Source organism: Curtobacterium sp. MCBD17_030, assembly GCF_003224255.1.
Classification (GTDB): domain Bacteria; phylum Actinomycetota; class Actinomycetes; order Actinomycetales; family Microbacteriaceae; genus Curtobacterium.
The window spans coordinates 1-16,542 of the sequence record NZ_QKLI01000015.1 but is presented as its reverse complement, the minus strand read 5'-3'; the positions used below and the strand labels follow the sequence as shown (position 1 = coordinate 16,542).

At 71.0% G+C, this 16,542-nt stretch carries 17 protein-coding genes; 4 read left to right on the top strand and 13 right to left on the bottom strand.

From position 1 onward, the window contains the following. Position 1: 1 nt before the first annotated feature. From DEI89_RS12610 to DEI89_RS12570, 9 genes are all read right to left on the bottom strand, one after another. Positions 2–736, bottom strand: coding sequence for an ABC transporter ATP-binding protein (locus DEI89_RS12610; protein WP_110904408.1), 735 nt, complete (start codon positions 734–736; stop codon positions 2–4). Between the two features lie 85 nt (positions 737–821). Continuing rightward, entirely contained in the window at positions 822–1,514 is a 693-nt protein-coding gene (locus DEI89_RS12605) for a hypothetical protein (RefSeq protein ID WP_110904407.1), read from the bottom strand. A 130-nt stretch (positions 1,515–1,644) separates the two neighbouring features. Continuing rightward, positions 1,645–4,437: a LuxR family transcriptional regulator gene (locus tag DEI89_RS12600; protein ID WP_220034539.1), complete on the bottom strand. Its 2,793-nt coding sequence runs from the start codon at positions 4,435–4,437 to the stop codon at positions 1,645–1,647. A 71-nt stretch (positions 4,438–4,508) separates the two neighbouring features. Beyond that, on the bottom strand, positions 4,509–5,024 hold the full coding sequence (locus DEI89_RS12595; protein ID WP_110904406.1) for a MarR family winged helix-turn-helix transcriptional regulator: 516 nt from the start codon (positions 5,022–5,024) through the stop codon (positions 4,509–4,511). A gap of 96 nt (positions 5,025–5,120) precedes the next feature. After that, the gene (locus DEI89_RS12590; RefSeq protein WP_258368894.1) at positions 5,121–5,477 is read right to left on the bottom strand and encodes a nuclear transport factor 2 family protein; all 357 of its coding nucleotides are present in this window, start codon (positions 5,475–5,477) and stop codon (positions 5,121–5,123) included. A gap of 83 nt (positions 5,478–5,560) precedes the next feature. Next, complete coding sequence (locus DEI89_RS12585) at positions 5,561–6,052, bottom strand: nuclear transport factor 2 family protein (RefSeq protein ID WP_110904405.1); 492 nt, start codon at positions 6,050–6,052, stop codon at positions 5,561–5,563. Then, complete coding sequence (locus tag DEI89_RS12580; RefSeq protein ID WP_110904404.1) at positions 6,045–7,004, bottom strand: alpha/beta hydrolase; 960 nt, start codon at positions 7,002–7,004, stop codon at positions 6,045–6,047. The genes DEI89_RS12585 and DEI89_RS12580 overlap by 8 nt, the downstream gene beginning before the upstream one ends. An 82-nt stretch (positions 7,005–7,086) precedes the next feature. Then, positions 7,087–8,034 carry an SDR family NAD(P)-dependent oxidoreductase gene (locus tag DEI89_RS12575; RefSeq protein WP_110904403.1) on the bottom strand — a complete coding sequence of 316 codons (948 nt, stop codon included), beginning with the start codon at positions 8,032–8,034 and terminating at the stop codon, positions 7,087–7,089. Beyond that, on the bottom strand, positions 8,027–8,626 hold the full coding sequence (locus DEI89_RS12570) for a type 1 glutamine amidotransferase domain-containing protein (RefSeq protein ID WP_181421634.1): 600 nt from the start codon (positions 8,624–8,626) through the stop codon (positions 8,027–8,029). The genes DEI89_RS12575 and DEI89_RS12570 overlap by 8 nt, the downstream gene beginning before the upstream one ends. Positions 8,627–8,715: 89 nt before the next feature. Between DEI89_RS12570 and DEI89_RS12565 the strand changes: the two genes are divergently transcribed. Further along, positions 8,716–9,123, top strand: a complete 408-nt coding sequence (locus DEI89_RS12565; RefSeq protein WP_110904401.1) for a helix-turn-helix transcriptional regulator — start codon at positions 8,716–8,718, stop codon at positions 9,121–9,123. On the opposite strand, the gene DEI89_RS12560 is transcribed toward DEI89_RS12565, so the two are convergent. Next, complete coding sequence (locus tag DEI89_RS12560; protein WP_110904457.1) at positions 9,120–9,866, bottom strand: NADPH-dependent F420 reductase; 747 nt, start codon at positions 9,864–9,866, stop codon at positions 9,120–9,122. The two genes, DEI89_RS12565 and DEI89_RS12560, sit on opposite strands and share 4 nt — an antisense overlap. A gap of 36 nt (positions 9,867–9,902) precedes the next feature. Continuing rightward, the gene (locus DEI89_RS12555) at positions 9,903–10,490 is read right to left on the bottom strand and encodes a discoidin domain-containing protein (protein WP_181421633.1); all 588 of its coding nucleotides are present in this window, start codon (positions 10,488–10,490) and stop codon (positions 9,903–9,905) included. A gap of 118 nt (positions 10,491–10,608) precedes the next feature. Between DEI89_RS12555 and DEI89_RS12550 the strand changes: the two genes are divergently transcribed. From DEI89_RS12550 to DEI89_RS12540, 3 genes are read left to right on the top strand one after another with little or no spacing between them, the layout of a single operon-like run. Further along, a complete protein-coding gene (locus tag DEI89_RS12550) occupies positions 10,609–11,874 on the top strand; it encodes a histidine kinase (protein WP_146236785.1) in 1,266 nt (421 codons plus the stop codon). 4 nt (positions 11,875–11,878) lie between these two features. Then, entirely contained in the window at positions 11,879–12,550 is a 672-nt protein-coding gene (locus DEI89_RS12545) for a response regulator transcription factor (protein ID WP_110904398.1), read from the top strand. Positions 12,551–12,560: 10 nt separating this feature from the next. Further along, complete coding sequence (locus DEI89_RS12540) at positions 12,561–13,715, top strand: low temperature requirement protein A (RefSeq protein WP_110904397.1); 1,155 nt, start codon at positions 12,561–12,563, stop codon at positions 13,713–13,715. An 819-nt stretch (positions 13,716–14,534) separates the two neighbouring features. On the opposite strand, the gene DEI89_RS12535 is transcribed toward DEI89_RS12540, so the two are convergent. Together DEI89_RS12535 and DEI89_RS17760 are read right to left on the bottom strand one after the other, a co-directional pair. Continuing rightward, positions 14,535–15,563: a hypothetical protein gene (locus DEI89_RS12535; protein WP_110904396.1), complete on the bottom strand. Its 1,029-nt coding sequence runs from the start codon at positions 15,561–15,563 to the stop codon at positions 14,535–14,537. A 253-nt stretch (positions 15,564–15,816) separates the two neighbouring features. Next, positions 15,817–16,542 (bottom strand): antitoxin VbhA family protein (locus DEI89_RS17760; RefSeq protein ID WP_110904394.1); only part of this gene is annotated, 726 nt, incomplete at its 5' end.

Here is a 16,542-nt window from a genome sequence, read left to right as displayed (position 1 = left end):
CTCAGGCCTCCTGGGCGGCGGCGGTCAGGGCCTCGAGTACCTCGGCGGCGTCCGGGTGTGCCAGCTCGCGGTGCACGGCGCCGTCGCGCAGGACGAGCACACGGTCGGCCCGCGCAGCCGCTTCGAGGTCGTGCGTGACCATCACCACCGACCGGTCACCGTCGGCCACCCGGCGCAGCAGGTCGAGGACCGCGTCACCGGCGGTGGTATCGAGGGCGCCGGTTGGCTCGTCGGCGAACACGACGTGCGGTTCGGACGCCAGGACCCGGGCGATCGCGACCCGCTGCTGCTGCCCGCCGGACAACGCGCCGGGTCGGTGGTCCCCGCGGTCGGCGAGTCCGACCGAGGCGAGCGCGGCGTCGACCTGGGCCGCGGAGACCGGGCGGTGGGCGAGGCTGGCGGGTAGCGCGATGTTCTGCCGTGCGGTCAGCGACGGAATGAGGTTGAACGACTGGAACACGAAGCCGACCGTCGAGCGGCGGAGTGCTTGCAATTGCTTCGGTCGGAGGGTCTCGAGGCGTTGCCCGGCGATCGACACCGACCCGCTGTCGTAAGGCTCGAGGGCGGACAGGCAGTACAGCAGCGTCGACTTGCCGGAGCCGCTGGGCCCGACGACGGCGACGAACTCACCGGGGAGCACGGAGAGTGAGACGCCCCGGAGCACCGGGACCCTCGACTGTTCCGGGCCGAGGAACGACTTCGTCAGGTCGTGTGCCTGCAGGAGGGGTTCGGTCATGGTGTCAGTCCATCTCGTTCTCGGCGGCCGGTCACTGGTGCGGACAAGAGGGTCGGGGTGGAGCCAGCTCCACCCTCGGGAAGCGTCAGACGTCGGTCCGGGCAGCAGCCGCGTGCAGGAGCGCCAGCACCCGGGCGTACCGGCGCTCCTGGTAGACCCCGTGCACGGTGGCGAGCATGACGGCCGTGACAACGCCGGCAGCTAGGGACGTGGACTGCGTCCACGTGCTCGCGGTCAACAGGGCCGCCCCGGCGCCGGCGACGATGCAGTTCACGACCGCGATCGCGCTCGACAGCGTGAAGAACACCCCACGCCAGGACAGCCGGAGCCCGATGTCGAGCAGCTCGTTCGGCGCGATCCGGTCCTCGGGTACCGGGAAGTACCGCGGGGCGCCCGGCAGGATCGTGCCGTACCAGCGGCGGATTCGCTGCATCGAGGCGAGGGCGACCACGTCCTCCAGCGAAGTCTGGACGAGTCGCTCGTAGGTGAAGACGCCGAGCAGCACGACGACCGGGATCACCACTGCGAGGTAGCCCGTGGCGAAGTCGGTGTCGGCCAGGAACCCGAACGCCACCAGGGCACTCGACAGCGTCGTCAGGTAGATCGCGGCCCGGGTAGACGACTCGGAGACGGTGATGCCGCGCGCCGTCTGGAGCACGAAGTGCTCGGTGACCAGCGCCGTGAAGAACGCGCTCGGCGCATCCGGTAACCGCCGGGCGGCATGGTCGGCCTGGCCAGCGGTGTCGTCCGTCGCGTTGCCCGCTGAGCGTTCCGGCACCGGCGCCTCCCGATCGTCGTCGTGGTCGCGACCCGGTCTCGGGCCGTCGTCATGAGACTCGCAGCTGGCCTGTTGACCGGGCATCCGTTGGGTGACGTAACCGGCGCCTCCAGGCACCCCTTCGGTCGCGTCAGTCCACCGGAGGGGACGCGGCCAGCGCCGCGGTCAGCTCGGTGCGGCTCGTGACACCGAGCTTCGGGAACACCTTGTACAGGTGTGTGCTGACGGTGCGGTGCGACAGGTAGATGCGGTCCGCGATCTCCCGGTTCGTCATGCCGGTGGCGGCGAGCCGTGCGATCTGCAGTTCCTGGGGCGTGAGCTGCTCACTCGTCGACGACGTCGTGGTGCCGGTTCGGTCCGGCGCCTCGCCGGCGGCGCGGAGTTCCGCGGCGGCCCGGGCAGCGAAGCCGGCGGTGCCGGCGGCGTCGAACGCGCCGAGCGCCTCGCGCAGGTGCGGCCGTGCCCCGACCACCCGGCGTTCCCGACGCAGCCACTCGCCGAACAGCAGCTGGGTCCGGGCGAGCTCCACCGGGGCGTCGGCGAGCCGGCCAGCCTCGATCGCCCGCGCGTAAAGGGGCTCGGCCGCAGCGCCCTCGGCCAGCAGGGCGCGGCTCCGCACCACGAGGGAGGTGAGGTGCGCGGACCCGGTGGTGCGAGCGACCGTCTCCGCCTGGCCGAGGTTCTCGACGACAGATTCGGGCCGTCCGCCGCGGACCGCCGCCTCGGTGCGGTCGGCGATCGCCCAGAGTGACCGTGTGGCGTGCACGGTCATATGCGTGAACTCGATCTGGGCGTCCCGGTAGCGGTGCTGCCCGAGGGCGACCAGACCGGCTGCCCACCGGGCGTCGGCGCTGGCGAGGGCGAGCCGTCCGCCGTGTGCGAACTCGGCGCCCTCCCGCAGGGCAGCCAGGGCAGCGTCGTGGTCTCCGAGCAGGGCGTGTCCCCGGGCGAGCGTGGCGTAGGCCATCCCGGCGATGAGTGGGAGCTGGACATCGCGGGCGATGCGCACGGCGTACTCGGCGTCGGCGAGGCCGTCCTGCACCCGCCCGCGCAGCATGAGCATCGTCGCCCGGCCCCGGAGCGCCTGGGCCTCGTCAGCCACCGCTCCGAGCTGGTGGGCGCGCTCGTACGCCAGTTCCCAGCAGGTCAGTGCGGTCTCGAGGTCCTGCTGGGACTCGGCGGCGATCGCGAGGGACGCCATCGCGAGCGGTTGCTCGGTGAGCTGCGGCACGAGGTGGGCGATTTCGGCTCGCAGGTGGTGGGCGGACCCGAGCGGCGCGAGAACGGCGAGGGCGACCGACTTCAGCGGGCTCGCGGACGGCACAGCGAGCAGCGCGGCCTCGATGTAGTCCCACTCCGACCGGGGCAGGTTGCGGCCGCGTGCGTTGATCGCTGCTGCCCAGAGGACCCGCACGAGTCGGTCCGCGTGCTCCGGGCCGGCGAGCACCGGTCGGATCCGGGAGAGCTCGATACGCGGTCGACCGGCGGCACCCGTCGTCAGGCGCAGCACGGTCTGCGTCACGGCGGTCTCGGTGACGGTTTCTGGGTCGGCGGCCAGGGAGTCGACCTGTTCCAGCAGTTCTATCGCCTCGGCGGTCATGCCGGCCGCCCGGGCGGTCTCAGCGGCCCGTCCCAACCGGCGCGCGCGGCCGGTGACACCCTGCGAGAGCGTAGCGGCGCGTTCGTAGGCGCGCACGGCTTCAGGGCGGGCACCGCGCTGGGCCGCGCGGTCCGCGACGGTCTCGAGGTCGGCGGCGATGGACTCGTCGCGCTCGAACGTCGCCGATGCCCGGTGCCAAGCGGCGCGCATCCCGTCGGTGACGACCGACGCGAGTGCCCGGTGCGCCGCAGACAGCGCGGCGGCGGACGCGTTCCCGATCACCGCCGAGCGGAGCAGCGGGTGTCGGAAGCGCAGGGACACGAGGTCGGTCCGCAGGAGCCCGAGTTCTTCGAGCGGTTCGAGGTCGTCGACGCCGAGGTCCATCGTCCGCGCGGCCGCCATCACGTCCTGCAGGGCTGCGTCGTCGGCCGCCGCCGCGAGCACCAGGAACGCGCGGCTGCCGGCCGGGACCGCGGCGACCTGCTCGAGGAACGCCTGTTCGAGCCGACGGGTGGTGGGGAGCCGGGACGAGATGGTGGAGGGGCCGAGGGCGGCTCCGGGCACTCCGCCCGCACCACTCGCCAGGAGCGCGGCGGGCAGTTCGTGGAGGGCGAGGGGGTTGCCGCCTGCCTCGGCGAGGACGCGCCGGCGGACCGCGGCGGACAGGGAGCCGGCGTGTTCGGTGAGCAGGGCTCGGGCGGCGTCGTCGGGAAGCGGCCCGAGCTCGAACGTCGCGAAGCTGCACGGGGGGGCTGCGTTCGGTGCGTGTCCGCTCCGGACCGCGGCGATGATGACCACCGGTGTGTTCGTGAGGCGGCGCCCCACGAAGTTGAGCACCTCGACGGTCGACCGGTCGAGCCATTGCAGGTCCTCGGCGCGGACGAACACCGGGCGGTGCGAGGCGGCTTCCTCGAGCAGGCCGAGGGTTGCCGTGCTCACCAGCAGGCGGTCCGGGCTCGGGCCGTCCTCGATGGCGAGAGCCGTGAGGAGTGCGGCCCGCTGCCGGGGCGGCAGTGTCGCGCTGTACGCCAGCAGCGGGTGGAGCAGTTCGTGCAGACCGTCGAACCCGATGCTGTTCGCACTCTGGATGCCGGTGCAGGTCAGGATGCGGAAGCCCGTTCTGCGCGCGTGCCGCTCGACGGCTGCGAGCAGGGCCGTCTTGCCGATGCCAGCCTCGCCCTCGACCACGAGGGCGGAGCCGCGCTCGGCGATTCCGCCCTCCGTGGCGTCGTCGAGTATCCGCGTCAAGGCCGCGAGTTCGTCGGCACGACCCAGCAGCGGTGCCCCGTCAACCGGTGCGGAGCGGATTCGTTCGGTGTCCAAGCATGCCCCCTCGCTGGGTTAGGTGACTTTTCACCTAACCTATGACGCGCCGTCGCGCGCAGCAAGCCGGCTCAGGGGTGGTCGGCCGGACGGGGGAGCGTGCCGTGCTCGAGCACCGACTCGTACACGCGCTCGAGGACGTCGGCGAAGCCCGCCAACTCGTCCTCGCGCAGGTCGCTGAAGAACATGTCCTTGACGAGCTCGGTGTGGCTCGGTGTCGCTTCGCGGAGCGTCCGCCAGCCCGCCTCGGTCAGAGCGACGGCCGTGGTGCGCCGGTCGTGTTCGGCCCGACGGAGCTCAAGGAACCCGCGCTCGGCCATGCGTTTGGCGTGGTGGGAGGCACGGCTGCGCTCCCACCCGATGCGGGTCGCCAGGGCCGACATCGTCATCTCGCCGCCCGGCTCGCTCGTGAGCGCGACGAGGACGTCGTAGTCAGCGAGCGAGATGTCGCTGTCCGCCCGAAGCTGCCGGTTCATCTCGTACCGCAGGCGCAGCTGGAGCTTCATGTACGCGTACCAGGTGCGCACCTGCTCGGCACTCATGTAGGCGTACGGCGACTCCGGGGGCACCTCGTGCTGCATCGACATCGCCCGTGCCCTCCTGCCGCGCGCCCGCCGTCCAGACGCCCGACCATCATCGCAGGGTGCGTGACGCTGCGGAGGGTCGGGCGTCTGCGGGTGGGTTCAGCTGGTCAGCAGCGTGTAGACCTTCGCGATCACGTCGCCCTCGACGAAGCAGATGTCCATCCCGGACACGACGGGCGGCGCTCCCTCCGGTCCGAAGTGCCAGGCGAGGTACCCCATCCCGTGGTTCTCGTAGACCGGGCCGGCCGGCGAGAACACGAACCCAGGGGCCTCGTCGAGCAGGCGCTGCGCCTTGGCGTCCAAAGCGTCGTGGCCGGTGACGACCTCGTCGGGGTCCAGGAACTCGACGTCCGGGGCGTACGTCCGCTCGATGGCGGCGCGGCGGCGGTCCGGGTCGCGTTCCCCGAACACCTCGAACAGGTTGGCGTGCATGAGCGATTCGAGCGGTTGCGACATGGTGTCTCCGTCGGTGGTCGGTGGTCGGTGGTCGGTGGTCGGTGGTCGGTGTCGATGTCGGGGTGCGGTGGTGGCGGTCCTCGTCAAGTGTGCGACGGGGACCGGTCGGTCCAGTCGAAGACGAGGTCCCGGTGCGCGATCGCCCACGCGCCCTCGGCCCGCACGAACCGGTCGAGGTAGCGGATGGACATCGTCAGCAGCACCCGCTCGTCCCCGTCGTGCAGCACGTGGAACGCGACGCAGTACGTCTCGCCCTCGGCGGCGTCGGGCCCCGTGAACCGGATCGTGGACTGGCCGTTGAGGTACGTCGTCACCTCGTACTGCGCGATCAGTCCGGCGAACGTCTCGGCCAGGTGCTCCCGGCCGTGGATCGTGTCGACCGGATCGTGCGAGGAGGGGTCGCCGTCGTACAGCACGACGACCCCGTCCTCGGTGAACACGGACGCCTCGAGCACCGCGTCGCGACGGTCGGCCCCGCGGGCGTAGGTCGCCAGCAGGGTGCGGATCTCCTCGCGCGCGACGAGCGTCTCGAGCGTCTCCGGGGTGCTCGCGCGGCCGTGCTCCTGCTCAGGCAAGGGCTGCGCGGAGCGACGCGGTGGCGAGCATCAACGCGTGCTTCGCGGCCTCGGTGTCGTGCAGCGCGTTCACCATCACGAAGTCGTGGACGATGCCGCCGAACCGGGCGTTCGTCGCCTTGACACCGGCTTCGCGCAGGCGTGCGGCGAAGGCCTCGCCCTCGTCGCGGAGCACGTCGGCCTCGCCGGTGATGACGAGGGTCTCGGGCAGGGTCGCGAGTACCTCGAGCGGCGCACGGAGCGGCGACACCGTGGGCAGGGCGCGCACGGCCTCGTCGGTCGTGTACTGGTCCCAGTACCACTGCATGCCTGCTCGGGTGAGGAAGTAGCCCTCGGCGAACTCCTCGTAGGACCCGGTGTCGAACGCGGCGTTCGTCACGGGGTAGAAGGCGACGAGCTTCACGAACTCGACGTCGCCGCGCTCGGCTGCCATGAGCGACAGCGCGATCGCCATGTTGCCGCCGACGGAGTCGCCAGACACTGCGAAGCGCGAGGCGTCGAGGCCCTTGTCGCGCCCCTCCTTGACGACCCACTGAGCTGCCGCGTACGACTGCTCGAGCGCGACCGGGTGACCGACCTCGGGGGAACGGTCGTACTCGGGGAACACGACGGCGGCGTTCGACCCGATCGCGAGGTCGCGCACCAGGCGGTCGTGGGTGTGGGCGTCGCCGAAGACCCAGCCGGCGCCGTGCACGTAGAGGATGACGGGCAGGTTCGCCGTCGTGCCGGCCGGCTTGACCAGGCGGATCTTCACGGTGCCGGTGGGACCGCCCTCGATCTCCAGCCACTCCTCGTCGACGTCGGGCTTGAAGATGGGGGTGTCCTGCACGGAGTCGACCGCCTTGCGCCCTTCGGCGGGCGGCAGGTCGTTCAGGAACGGCGGGTTCGACGTCGCATCGACGAACTCCTGGGCGGCGGGCTCCAGGGCGATGTGCTTCGGGTTTCCAGTCATGGTGGGCTCCTCGTGGGTCGCTGGTGACGGATGGTGCGTGGCGTCCTCCACGCTGACAGGAGGCTCGCCCGGGCAGCATCCGTCAGCTGACGTATCCGGCACTGAGCGTCCAGAGCCGCTCCGCGTTGCCGTGGTCCAGCGCGTACGGCGCGACTCCGCGGTCGTGCCCGGTGCCGTCGTCGAGCACCGGCGACTCCTGGTTGTCCTCGAAGTACCGCCCGGTCACGCCGGCGACCAGCGGGGAGGCGACCAGCATTGCCGACGTTGCCGCGCCCTGCGCCGGGGTCTTGAAGAACGGCTGCTCGATCCGGTTGCCGTCGTCGTCGAGCGCGCCCATCGCCCGGAGCGTCGCGTCGTCGAGGTGGCGCTGCAGTCGGGTCGTGATCCAGCCGGGCATCACGGCGTTCGCGGTGACGCCGTGCTCCGCCCACCGGTCGGCGACGCCCACCGCGAGGAGCACGTCGGCCGTCTTCGACTGTGCGTAGGCGGCCCACCGGTCGTACGGACGCACCGCGAAGTGCGGGTCCTCGAAGTGGAACGTGGAGCGCAGGTGCGCGGTCGAACTCACCGTCACCACCCGGGCGGATCCGGCCGCGAACAGGTGCTCCTGCAGGCCGAGCAGCAGAGCGAAGTGGCCGAGGTGGTTCGTCGCGAGCTGCATCTCCCAGCCCGATGCGGCGAGCTGCTTCTCGGGCAGAGCCATCACGCCGGCGTTGGCGACCACCCCGTCGACCGTGCCTTGCCACGCGTCGGTGAAGCGGCGCACGGAACCGAGGTCGCTCAGGTCGAGCGGTCGCGGCACGACCCGGCCGCGGGCCTCCAGGTCGGCGAACGCCGCGTCGGCGCGAGCCGTGTTGCGCACCCCGACGACGACTTCAGCGCCAGCGCCGGCGAGGGCACGGGCGGTCTCCGCGCCAATGCCGGAGGCGCCTCCGGTCACCAGGTACCGGCGGCCGTGCAGGTCCACGTCGGCGAGGACGTCGGCCGCGGTGGCGGACGCGGAGAAGGGGGTGCGGACAGGGTCAGACATCGTCGCACTCCGTCCGTGCCGTGGCGAGCCGTTCGAGGATCCGGGCCAGCTGCTGCGGCATGTCGCCGGGCTTCCGTGCGGTGACGAACTGGCCGTCCTCGACGACCGGCTCGTCGATCCAGGTGCCGCCGGCCGCGCGGACCTCGTCGGCGACCTCGTGCCAGGGCGTCAGGCTGCGTCCGTCGACCAGCCCGGCGGAGGCCAGGACCTGGGGTCCGTGGCACACGGCGCCGATGAGTCGACCCGTGGCGGCGAAGTCGCCGACGAACGCCAGGGCCTCGGGGACGGTCCGGACCTCGGCCGGGGCCAGGCCGCCGGGGATGAAGACCGCGTCGTAGTGCTCGGCGGTGGCGTCCGCGACGCGCTGCAGCCCGGTTCGCAGGGACAGGCCGACGTACCCGGTGACGGTCCCGCCGTCGGGCGTCAGGACGTCGACGTCGTAGCCGGCCTCGACGAACCGGTAGTAGGGGTAGAAGAACTCGACGTCCTCGACGCGGTCCGCGGTGACGATCGCGATCCGGCCGACGGGCGGTCGGTCGGCGCGGATCGCGGCGCGGTTGTCGGTGACGCGGGGGTCGGTGGTGGTGGGCACGGTGGGCACTCCTTCGGCTCCGAGGTCGTTGCCTCGGCACCGTTTGACAAGCATCAAACCATTGGGATCATTCCTGATAGGTTTGATGCATGTCAAATGAAGAGCCGAAGGTTGGGCACGACCCCTTCCCGTTGCCCGCCGTCGACGACCTGGAACTCGTGCGGGTGCTCCGGGCGGCCGGTGACCCCACGCGACTGGTGATCATCGAGCGGCTGTCGGACGGCGACTACCACCCGTGCAACCTCACCGACTACCGGCTCGACATCCACAAGACGACGCTCTCGCACCACTTCAAGGTGCTGCGCGAGTCGGGGCTGACCCGGACGCGTGTGACGGGACGCGAGCACGCCGTGCAGCTACGCCGGGACGCACTCGAGGCGCGCTGGCCCGGGCTGCTCGACACGCTCGTCGCGGCAGCGGTGCGGGACGACCCCGGGGCGCAGGCGGCACCCGAGGCCGGAGCGGAGACCGCGCCCGAGGCGTCGCCCGCGGGCTAGCGGCGAGCCGCTGCCGCCAGTGCGGCGGTCATGCCGGCCCGGTCGTGTCGGACCCCGTACGCAGGCTGGTCACGTTCGAAGCGCCAGCCCTCGCTGAGCGGTCCCACGTCGACCACGTCGAACCCGAACCGGTCGAGCAGTTCCGTGACGACGGCCTTCGCGTCCGCGTCGTCCCCGGCGACGGTGAGGGCACGGCGACCCGGGGCGTCTGCGGGGGACCCGTCGGTGGTGACGTCGGCGGCGCCGAGGTTGTTGAACGCCTTCACGACCCGGGCGTCCGGAAGGGACCGCTGGAGCAGCTCCGAGGTGGTCGGCACCGTTCCCTGCTCGAGTTCGTCGACCGACCCGAAGAACTCCGGGTAGTAGTTGCCGGTGTCGACGACGACCTTGCCCGCGAACGCCTCGGCCGGCAGGTCCCGGTAGCCGTTGATCGGGATCGAGACGACGACCACGTCGCCGGCCCGGGCGGCATCGGCGACGGTGGCTGCTCCGGCACCGGGGGAGAGTTCGTCGATCAGGGCCTCGAGCGTCTCCGGCCCGCGGGAGTTCGCGAGGACGACGTCGAGACCGACGTCGATCGCGCGGCGGGCGATCTGCGCGCCGACGTTGCCGGCGCCGATGATGCCCAGGGTCTCGATGGAATTGGTGGTCATGGTCCGTGCTCCAGACGTGGTGCGGGTGGTGTCCCGCCAGGATCCGTGGTCCCGCCGGTCGGGGGCATCCGTCGGACGACGTAACCGCACCACGGCGGCCCCGTCGTTCAACGGGTGCTGCCCCGGCTACCGGATCTCGAGGTCGTACACCGAGTACCCGTACGGTGTCGCGCGCTCGACCCCGTGCAGGCGGACGTACCGCCACGAGCCGTCGAGGGCGAGCCGGTCGGTCCCGCCGTCGCCGTCGGTCTCGGTCGCGAGCGTGGTCCACGCGTCGTCCTCGGCGTTCCGCGCTTCGATGCGGTAGGCGCGGCCGAACGCGTCCTCCCACCGCACGACGGCACCGTGCAGGTCGTGCTCCGCGCCGAGGTCGACGGCGAGCCACTGGTCGTCGGTGTGCCCGCTCGCCCAGCGGGAGCCGGGGTCCCCGTCCACGGCGTTGCGTGCGGGGACGCCGTCGCCTTCGTCGTCCGAGGACGACACGGCTGCGCGGTGTGCGAGGTCGGGGGTCGGGGAGCCCTCGGTCGAGAACACGCGGAGGGCCCACAGGGAGACGCCGTACGCCGTGTGGCGACGGTCGGCGAGCAGGCGGACGTACCGCGCGGAGACGTCCTCGAGCGGTGCGGGGCCTGCATACGGACAGATCGGCAGCGCCGGTCGCGTCGTCAGCGGTTCCGCGTTCTGGGGATCCTGACGGATCGGGCGGCGGGCCACACGCCGGACGGGTCGACACCGACGGTGGAGCCTGCTCGACCGACACCGCGAGGCAGCACCACCGACACCGCGAGGCAGCACGCTGGTGGCCGGCCGCCCCTGCCCCTACCGTGGGCGGGTGACGACGACCGACCGGACTGACCGCGTGTGGCCGGCGGTCGCGCCGTGGACGTTCCTGGCCTCCGCTGCTCCGTGGAGGGCCCTGCTCGTCGTCACGCTGACCGCGCTGCTCGGCCTCGTCGTCGTCGCACCCGTCGTCGCGACCTGGTTCCTCGCACCCGTCTGGGCGGTGGCGGCCGGCCGGTTCGGCCGCCGACACCCGGTCGTCCTCGGACTGCGCGCGATCCCGGACCCCCGCCGTGTGGGCCGTGCCCGTCCCCGCACGTTCCGCGGTCGGCTCCGGGACCCCCTGGTGTGGTCCGAACTCGGCTACCTAGTCGTGTTCCTCGTGGTCGCGGGAATCGGTTTCGCCCTGGTGGTGCTGGTGCTCGCGGCCGTCGGGGTCGCCGTCGGCGCCGCGACCGGTGCCGGTCCCCGGGACGACGATGTGATCCGGAACTGGGTGGACGGCCTGCAGCTGCCGGCGGCGGTCGTCCTCGCCGGTGCCCTCGTCGCCCTCGTCGTCCTGGTGTACATGGTCAATGCGCTCGCGACCGTCCACGTGCAGGTCGCGCGGGCGCTGCTGTCCGGCCGGGCCGAGGTGCTCGAGCAGCGCGTCGAGGAGCTCACGTACTCCCGGCAGGCGTTGCTCGACGGATTCGACGCGGAACGCCGGCGCATCGAGCGCGATTTGCACGACGGCGCACAGCAGCAGCTCACCGTGCTCTCGATGAACATCGGTCTCCTCGGGCTCGAACTCGACGCGGCAGAGCAGACTGGTTCCGACCTGGTTGCCGTCCGGACACAGCTCGACCGGATCACAGGCAACGTCGACGACGCGGTCGCCGCACTGCGGGCGAGCATCCGCGGCATCCATCCCCGGGTGCTCGTAGACCACGGGTTCGGGGCAGCCGTCGAGGAGCTCGCGTCACGCTCGCCGCTGTCCGTTCGTGCGGATGTCGACTTGCCCGAGCGGGTCGCCGCCCGGATTGAGACGGCGGCGTATTTCGTCGTGAGCGAGGCGCTGACGAACGCAGCTCGCCACGGTTCGGCGACCGCCGTGTCGATCAGCGCAGGGACGCTCGACCGCTGGTTCTGGCTCGAGGTCGTTGACGACGGCGTCGGCGGAGCTGCACCGTCACCGGGCGGCGGGCTCGACGGCCTTCGGGAGCGGGCGACGGTCCTCGGGGGCGCGTTCCGCGTGGACAGCCCGCGGGGAGGGCCGACGGTGCTCCGGTTCACCGTGCCGCTGCTCGTCGACGATGCGACCGTCGCCGGGCCGTGATCCAATGGCGCTCGTGGACATCTACGTGGCCGAGGACGCGGTGCTCCTCCGCGAGGGGCTTGTCAGCCTGCTGGAACGCGCCGGACACACCGTGCTCGGCTCGACCGACAATGCCCGACGACTGGTCGACGAGGTCGCGGCGCTGGCCGCAGCAGGACGGATGCCTGACCTCGTGCTCACCGACGTTCGGATGCCCCCGACCGACACGGACGATGGTCTCCGCGCCGCCGTCACGCTCCGCCTAGAACACCCCGGTCTGCCGGTCGTCGTGCTGTCCCAGTACGTCGCGGACGCGTACGTGCAGGACCTGCTCGACGACGGTCGCGGTGGTGTTGGGTACCTGCTCAAGGACCGCGTCGGCCGGGTGGCCGCGTTCCTCCGCTCGCTCGAGACCGTTGCGGACGGTGGCGTGGTCGTCGACCCGGACGTGGTGCGGCACCTCACGCGGAGCGGCGACGTCGACGGTCCGCTGGCGAGGCTGACCGAACGCGAACTGACCGTCCTGACGCACATGGCCGAGGGCGCCTCGAACGCCGACATCGCTCGCGACTTGCACCTGTCCGACGCCGCCGTCGCGAAGCACGTCGGCAACGTGTTCACGAAGCTCGATCTGACACCGGACGACGCCAACCGACGGGTCCGTGCGGTGCTCACCTACCTGCGCGAACAGCGCTGAGGGGCTGACGATGCCGACGACCGGACTCCACCGGATGGTGCCGCGCGACCCCGCTCAACAACATCGGGCCGCGAGCCCCCTGGAGCTCTTGTTCGACCTGGTGTTCGTCGTCGCGGTGGGCTTCGCCGCGACGAACCTGCACGAGATCGAGGTCGAGGGCCACGTCACGTCCGCCGTCCTGGCTTACGGGCTCGTGTTCTTCTCGATCTGGTGGGCCTGGATGAACTTCACCTGGTTCGCCACGTCGTTCGACACCGACGACTGGCTCTACCGCGTGATGACCTTCGTGCAGATGGCCGGGGTGCTTGTCCTCGCCGCCGGGGTGCACGCGGCCATGGTCGAGAACAACTTCACGGTCGGCGTCATCGGCTACGTCGTCATGCGGCTGGCCCTGGTCGGGCAGTGGATCCGCGCCGCCGCGTCCTCCACCCGCTACCGCAGGACAGCCACCCTGCACGCCGTCGGCATCACGGTCGTGCAGGTGCTCTGGGTCGTCTCCCTGGCCCTGCCCGACGACGTCTGGTCGTACGCGGCACCGTTCCTCGTGCTCGCCGAGCTGTCCGTGCCGATCTGGGCGCAGACCTCGACGGGGACGGCCCCGTGGCACACCCGGCACCTGGCCGAGCGGTTTTCCCTGTTCACCCTCATCGTCCTGGGCGAGGGGCTGGTGGCCTCGGCCGGTGCGGTGATCGACGCCCTCGCGCACACCGAGCACCTCGGAGCCCTGCTAGCGCTCGCGGGGTGCGGGCTGGTGATCACCGTCGGGATGTGGTGGATCTACTTCTCCCGCGAGCAGCACGCGCACATCCGCTCGCTGCCCACCGCGCTCGTGTTCGGCTACGGCCACTACTTCGTCTTCGCCGCCGCCGGTGCCCTGCCGGCCGGCGTCGAGGTCGCGGTCAGCGCCGATGCCGGACACGTCGAGCTGTCGTCCGCCTCGGTCGCGGCGACCGTCGCGGTGCCGGTCGCCGTGTTCGTGCTGTCGATCTGGGCGCTTGCGATCCGGCCGTCACTGTCGGCGCGGGCCAACGCCGTTGTGGTGGTCCTGGTGCTCGTGGTCCTCGCGTCGATCGCGGTGCCGGCGGTGTCGCTGCCGCTCACGGCGCTCGCCGTGGCGGCGGTCGTTGTGACCCTCGAGGTCGCGTCCGCGCAGACCGACCGCTGACGCAACGACGGACGGCGCCGACTGCCGGATGCACCGGTGATGAGCCAGCTGCTCACAGTCGTCCTCCGGGCTGAAGTCGGTGGTGCAGCCAACTTTGCCCACTGGCCAATCTCGTCGTAGTTCGTCGAGACGTCGCTCGTGACGCTATTCGGGTGGAATCGGGTAGTGGCGAGACGGCGCTCGTGGCGGGGGTGCGGAGAGCTCGGTGAAGCGCAGCGCTTCTGTAGCGGAGTGGGGCGGGCATGCTAGGCCGGAGTCAGTGGCGTGTGCAGGTGCTCGCTCGGGTGAGGTCTTCTTCGCGTGGAAGCCAGACGAAGCCAGGCGCTTGTCCTGTTACGGATGCCATGGCGGACAGGGCCGGGCAGGCTGGAGCTGAGTGATCGCGGCGTCAACGGTGGCGAGCTGATCCGCGTAGACGGTTGCTCGGTACCAGGACGGGTCCGACGACGATCGCCGGAGTCGGCGACTGGTTGCGTGCATGGGTGAGCCAGCTGCGCCATCGCCATCGGGAGCCGAGAAGGGAGACGTCGCCGCAGACGAAGAAGCGCTCACTCCAGCCCACCACCTCGAGTAGTTGCGCCTGCCCCGCTTCTCGGCCGTCGTTGATGTCGGAGAAACGGCCGATGGCGGCCCACGTGTTCCTGTCGGACTTGGCCCAGATGATGTTCCTGCTTCTCGGAGCGTGTCGAGCGGCTCCCACAGGGCGTTGCTGTCGTTGTCGCGGTACCAGAGTTCCCCGTCGTCGGGAACGTCGGCTGCGTGGGGGTTCGGAAGGAGGGTGAGGGCCCCGGCGGGCTAGCGGGTGGGGGTCATGGGCGGTCAGCTGGGGAGGTTCCAGCGGAGGTCGTAGCCGTTGTCAGCGAGGAACTGCAGCCGGTCCCGCACCTCCTGCAACGATGCTGCGTCGTCGGCGTTGCGGTAGTCGGAGCGGAGGAGCGTGTTGGCGGTGATGATGTCGTCGGTGCGGTCCGTGTATCCGGCGGCGGCTGCGGTGAGGAAGATCGTCGCGTCCGCGGGCCGGATGAGTTCGGCGCCGGAGAAGCCGATCGTGTCGGGTTCGAAGCCGAGCGCGGCCATGTCGACTTCCTGTTCGGTGAACGCCACGACCCGGTAGGGCATCTCACGCTTGCTGATGGCGGGATAGTCGGGCCGGTCGGAGATGGCACGTCCGGAGATGCGGCAACCAGCTGCGCTGAGCCGTTCCGCTTGCTCGACGAGCGGCACGTTGGACGTCCACCTTGTCCTGACACCGCCGGGTCCTGGGTAGCAGGCGATGGCGAAGTCGACGAGCCCGCCGACCTGCCGGGACTCCCACCCGATGTCTGTGCGGTGCACGCGTTTCCCGAGGCGTGCAAGCGCGTCGTCCACCTGCCCGGCAGTCAGCCCGGACTGCACGAGCTTGTCGAAGGTGGAGCCGTTGACGGCGAGCATCCGTGCGACGGCGAACGCCACGTAGATCGGTGCCGCATCCTTCCACCGCTCCTTCGTCCCAAGGGCTTGTCTGCCGTCAATCCAGACCCGGCGCCGGTCAACGTCGACTAACAGCACCGTCGCGGTCTGTTCCGCGAGCGCGATCTGCGTCGTAGTGACAGTCCGCGGTGCCAGGAGGAGCAGTTCCGCATCGTTCGGGTCGTCGTCGCGGGGGCGTTGGGTGAGGGTTGGGAAGCGTGCGCGGCGGCCGTCGGCGAGGCGGATCGTGTCGTGCGACTCCACGACCGCGCGAAGCCCCGCGAGCTTGAGGACGGCGAGGGCGTCGGTGAGGTCGGTGGTTTCGCCAAGCCCGTACGGCATCGTGATCTGCGGCCGACCGCTGTAAGCGTCGGCGACCCATTCGAGTGCAGGCCCCATCAGCTGCGTTCCTCCGGGGTGTCGGGTCGGATGAGGGCCATGAGCCAGCCCGCTTCGGCAAGGAACGGCCCCCACCCGTCCCGGGTGTCGCCGGGGGCGGGTTCGCACCGGTAGCCAGAACCTCCGTCAGCGCTGTGAACGATGATCTGACGGAGTTCGGGGCTGGTCGGGTCGCGAAAGTACATGTGTCCGTGTGGGCCGGCGAGGTCGAAGGCGACGCTAAGCAGGAACAGGTCCGGGCGGCTCGCGGCGCTCACCATTCCCGTCCCCGGAACAGGGCGATGACTGTCTCGAGCGGGCGCCCTTCCCGAATCCATTGCAACGGCGTCAGGGCGTCGGCGTCGACGGTGAGGTGTGTGCAGGGTGTGGTCATGAACTCGGTCATCGCTGCCGCGTCCAGGAGTGGCTGCGGTGCTGCCGCGTAGAGCACTTCCAGTCCTGGGAGCAGGACGGAGCGGTCGCCGAACTCGGGGAGAGCCGGGGCAAGGATCTGCCAGTCGGGGATGCGTTCTTCACCCTCGAGGTCGAAGCTCAGCAGCCGGCACGAATCGAACAACTCAACGACCTCGTCGCTGCTGATCTGTAGGGCGGCAGCTACTTCTGGTTCGGTGAGGGTTGTGTTGAGGAGATGCCTGCGGATGCGGGCCTGTGTTGTCTGCCACCAGTCCTCGGGCACGTCCGCCGGGCCGATCGCGCTGTGGTCGGGATGGCGGGGGATCTGTCGGCCTTCGTCGGCGTACGCGGACAGCTGCTCGCGGGTGACTTCACCGCGGGCGTACATCCACAGCTGCGACTGCCAGGGCATGGCGTCCGGGAACCCTTCCAAGTAGCCGGAGTGGATCACCGCCCGGACGGCTTTCTCCCGCTTCGCGATTTCGGAGGCTGGGATGAGGAGGGTCTGGACGATGCGGTTCGCTTCCCGTACCGCCGGCACCGTCAGGTCTGAAAGGACCGTGTTGTGCTTGTCGTAGAGCTCGTA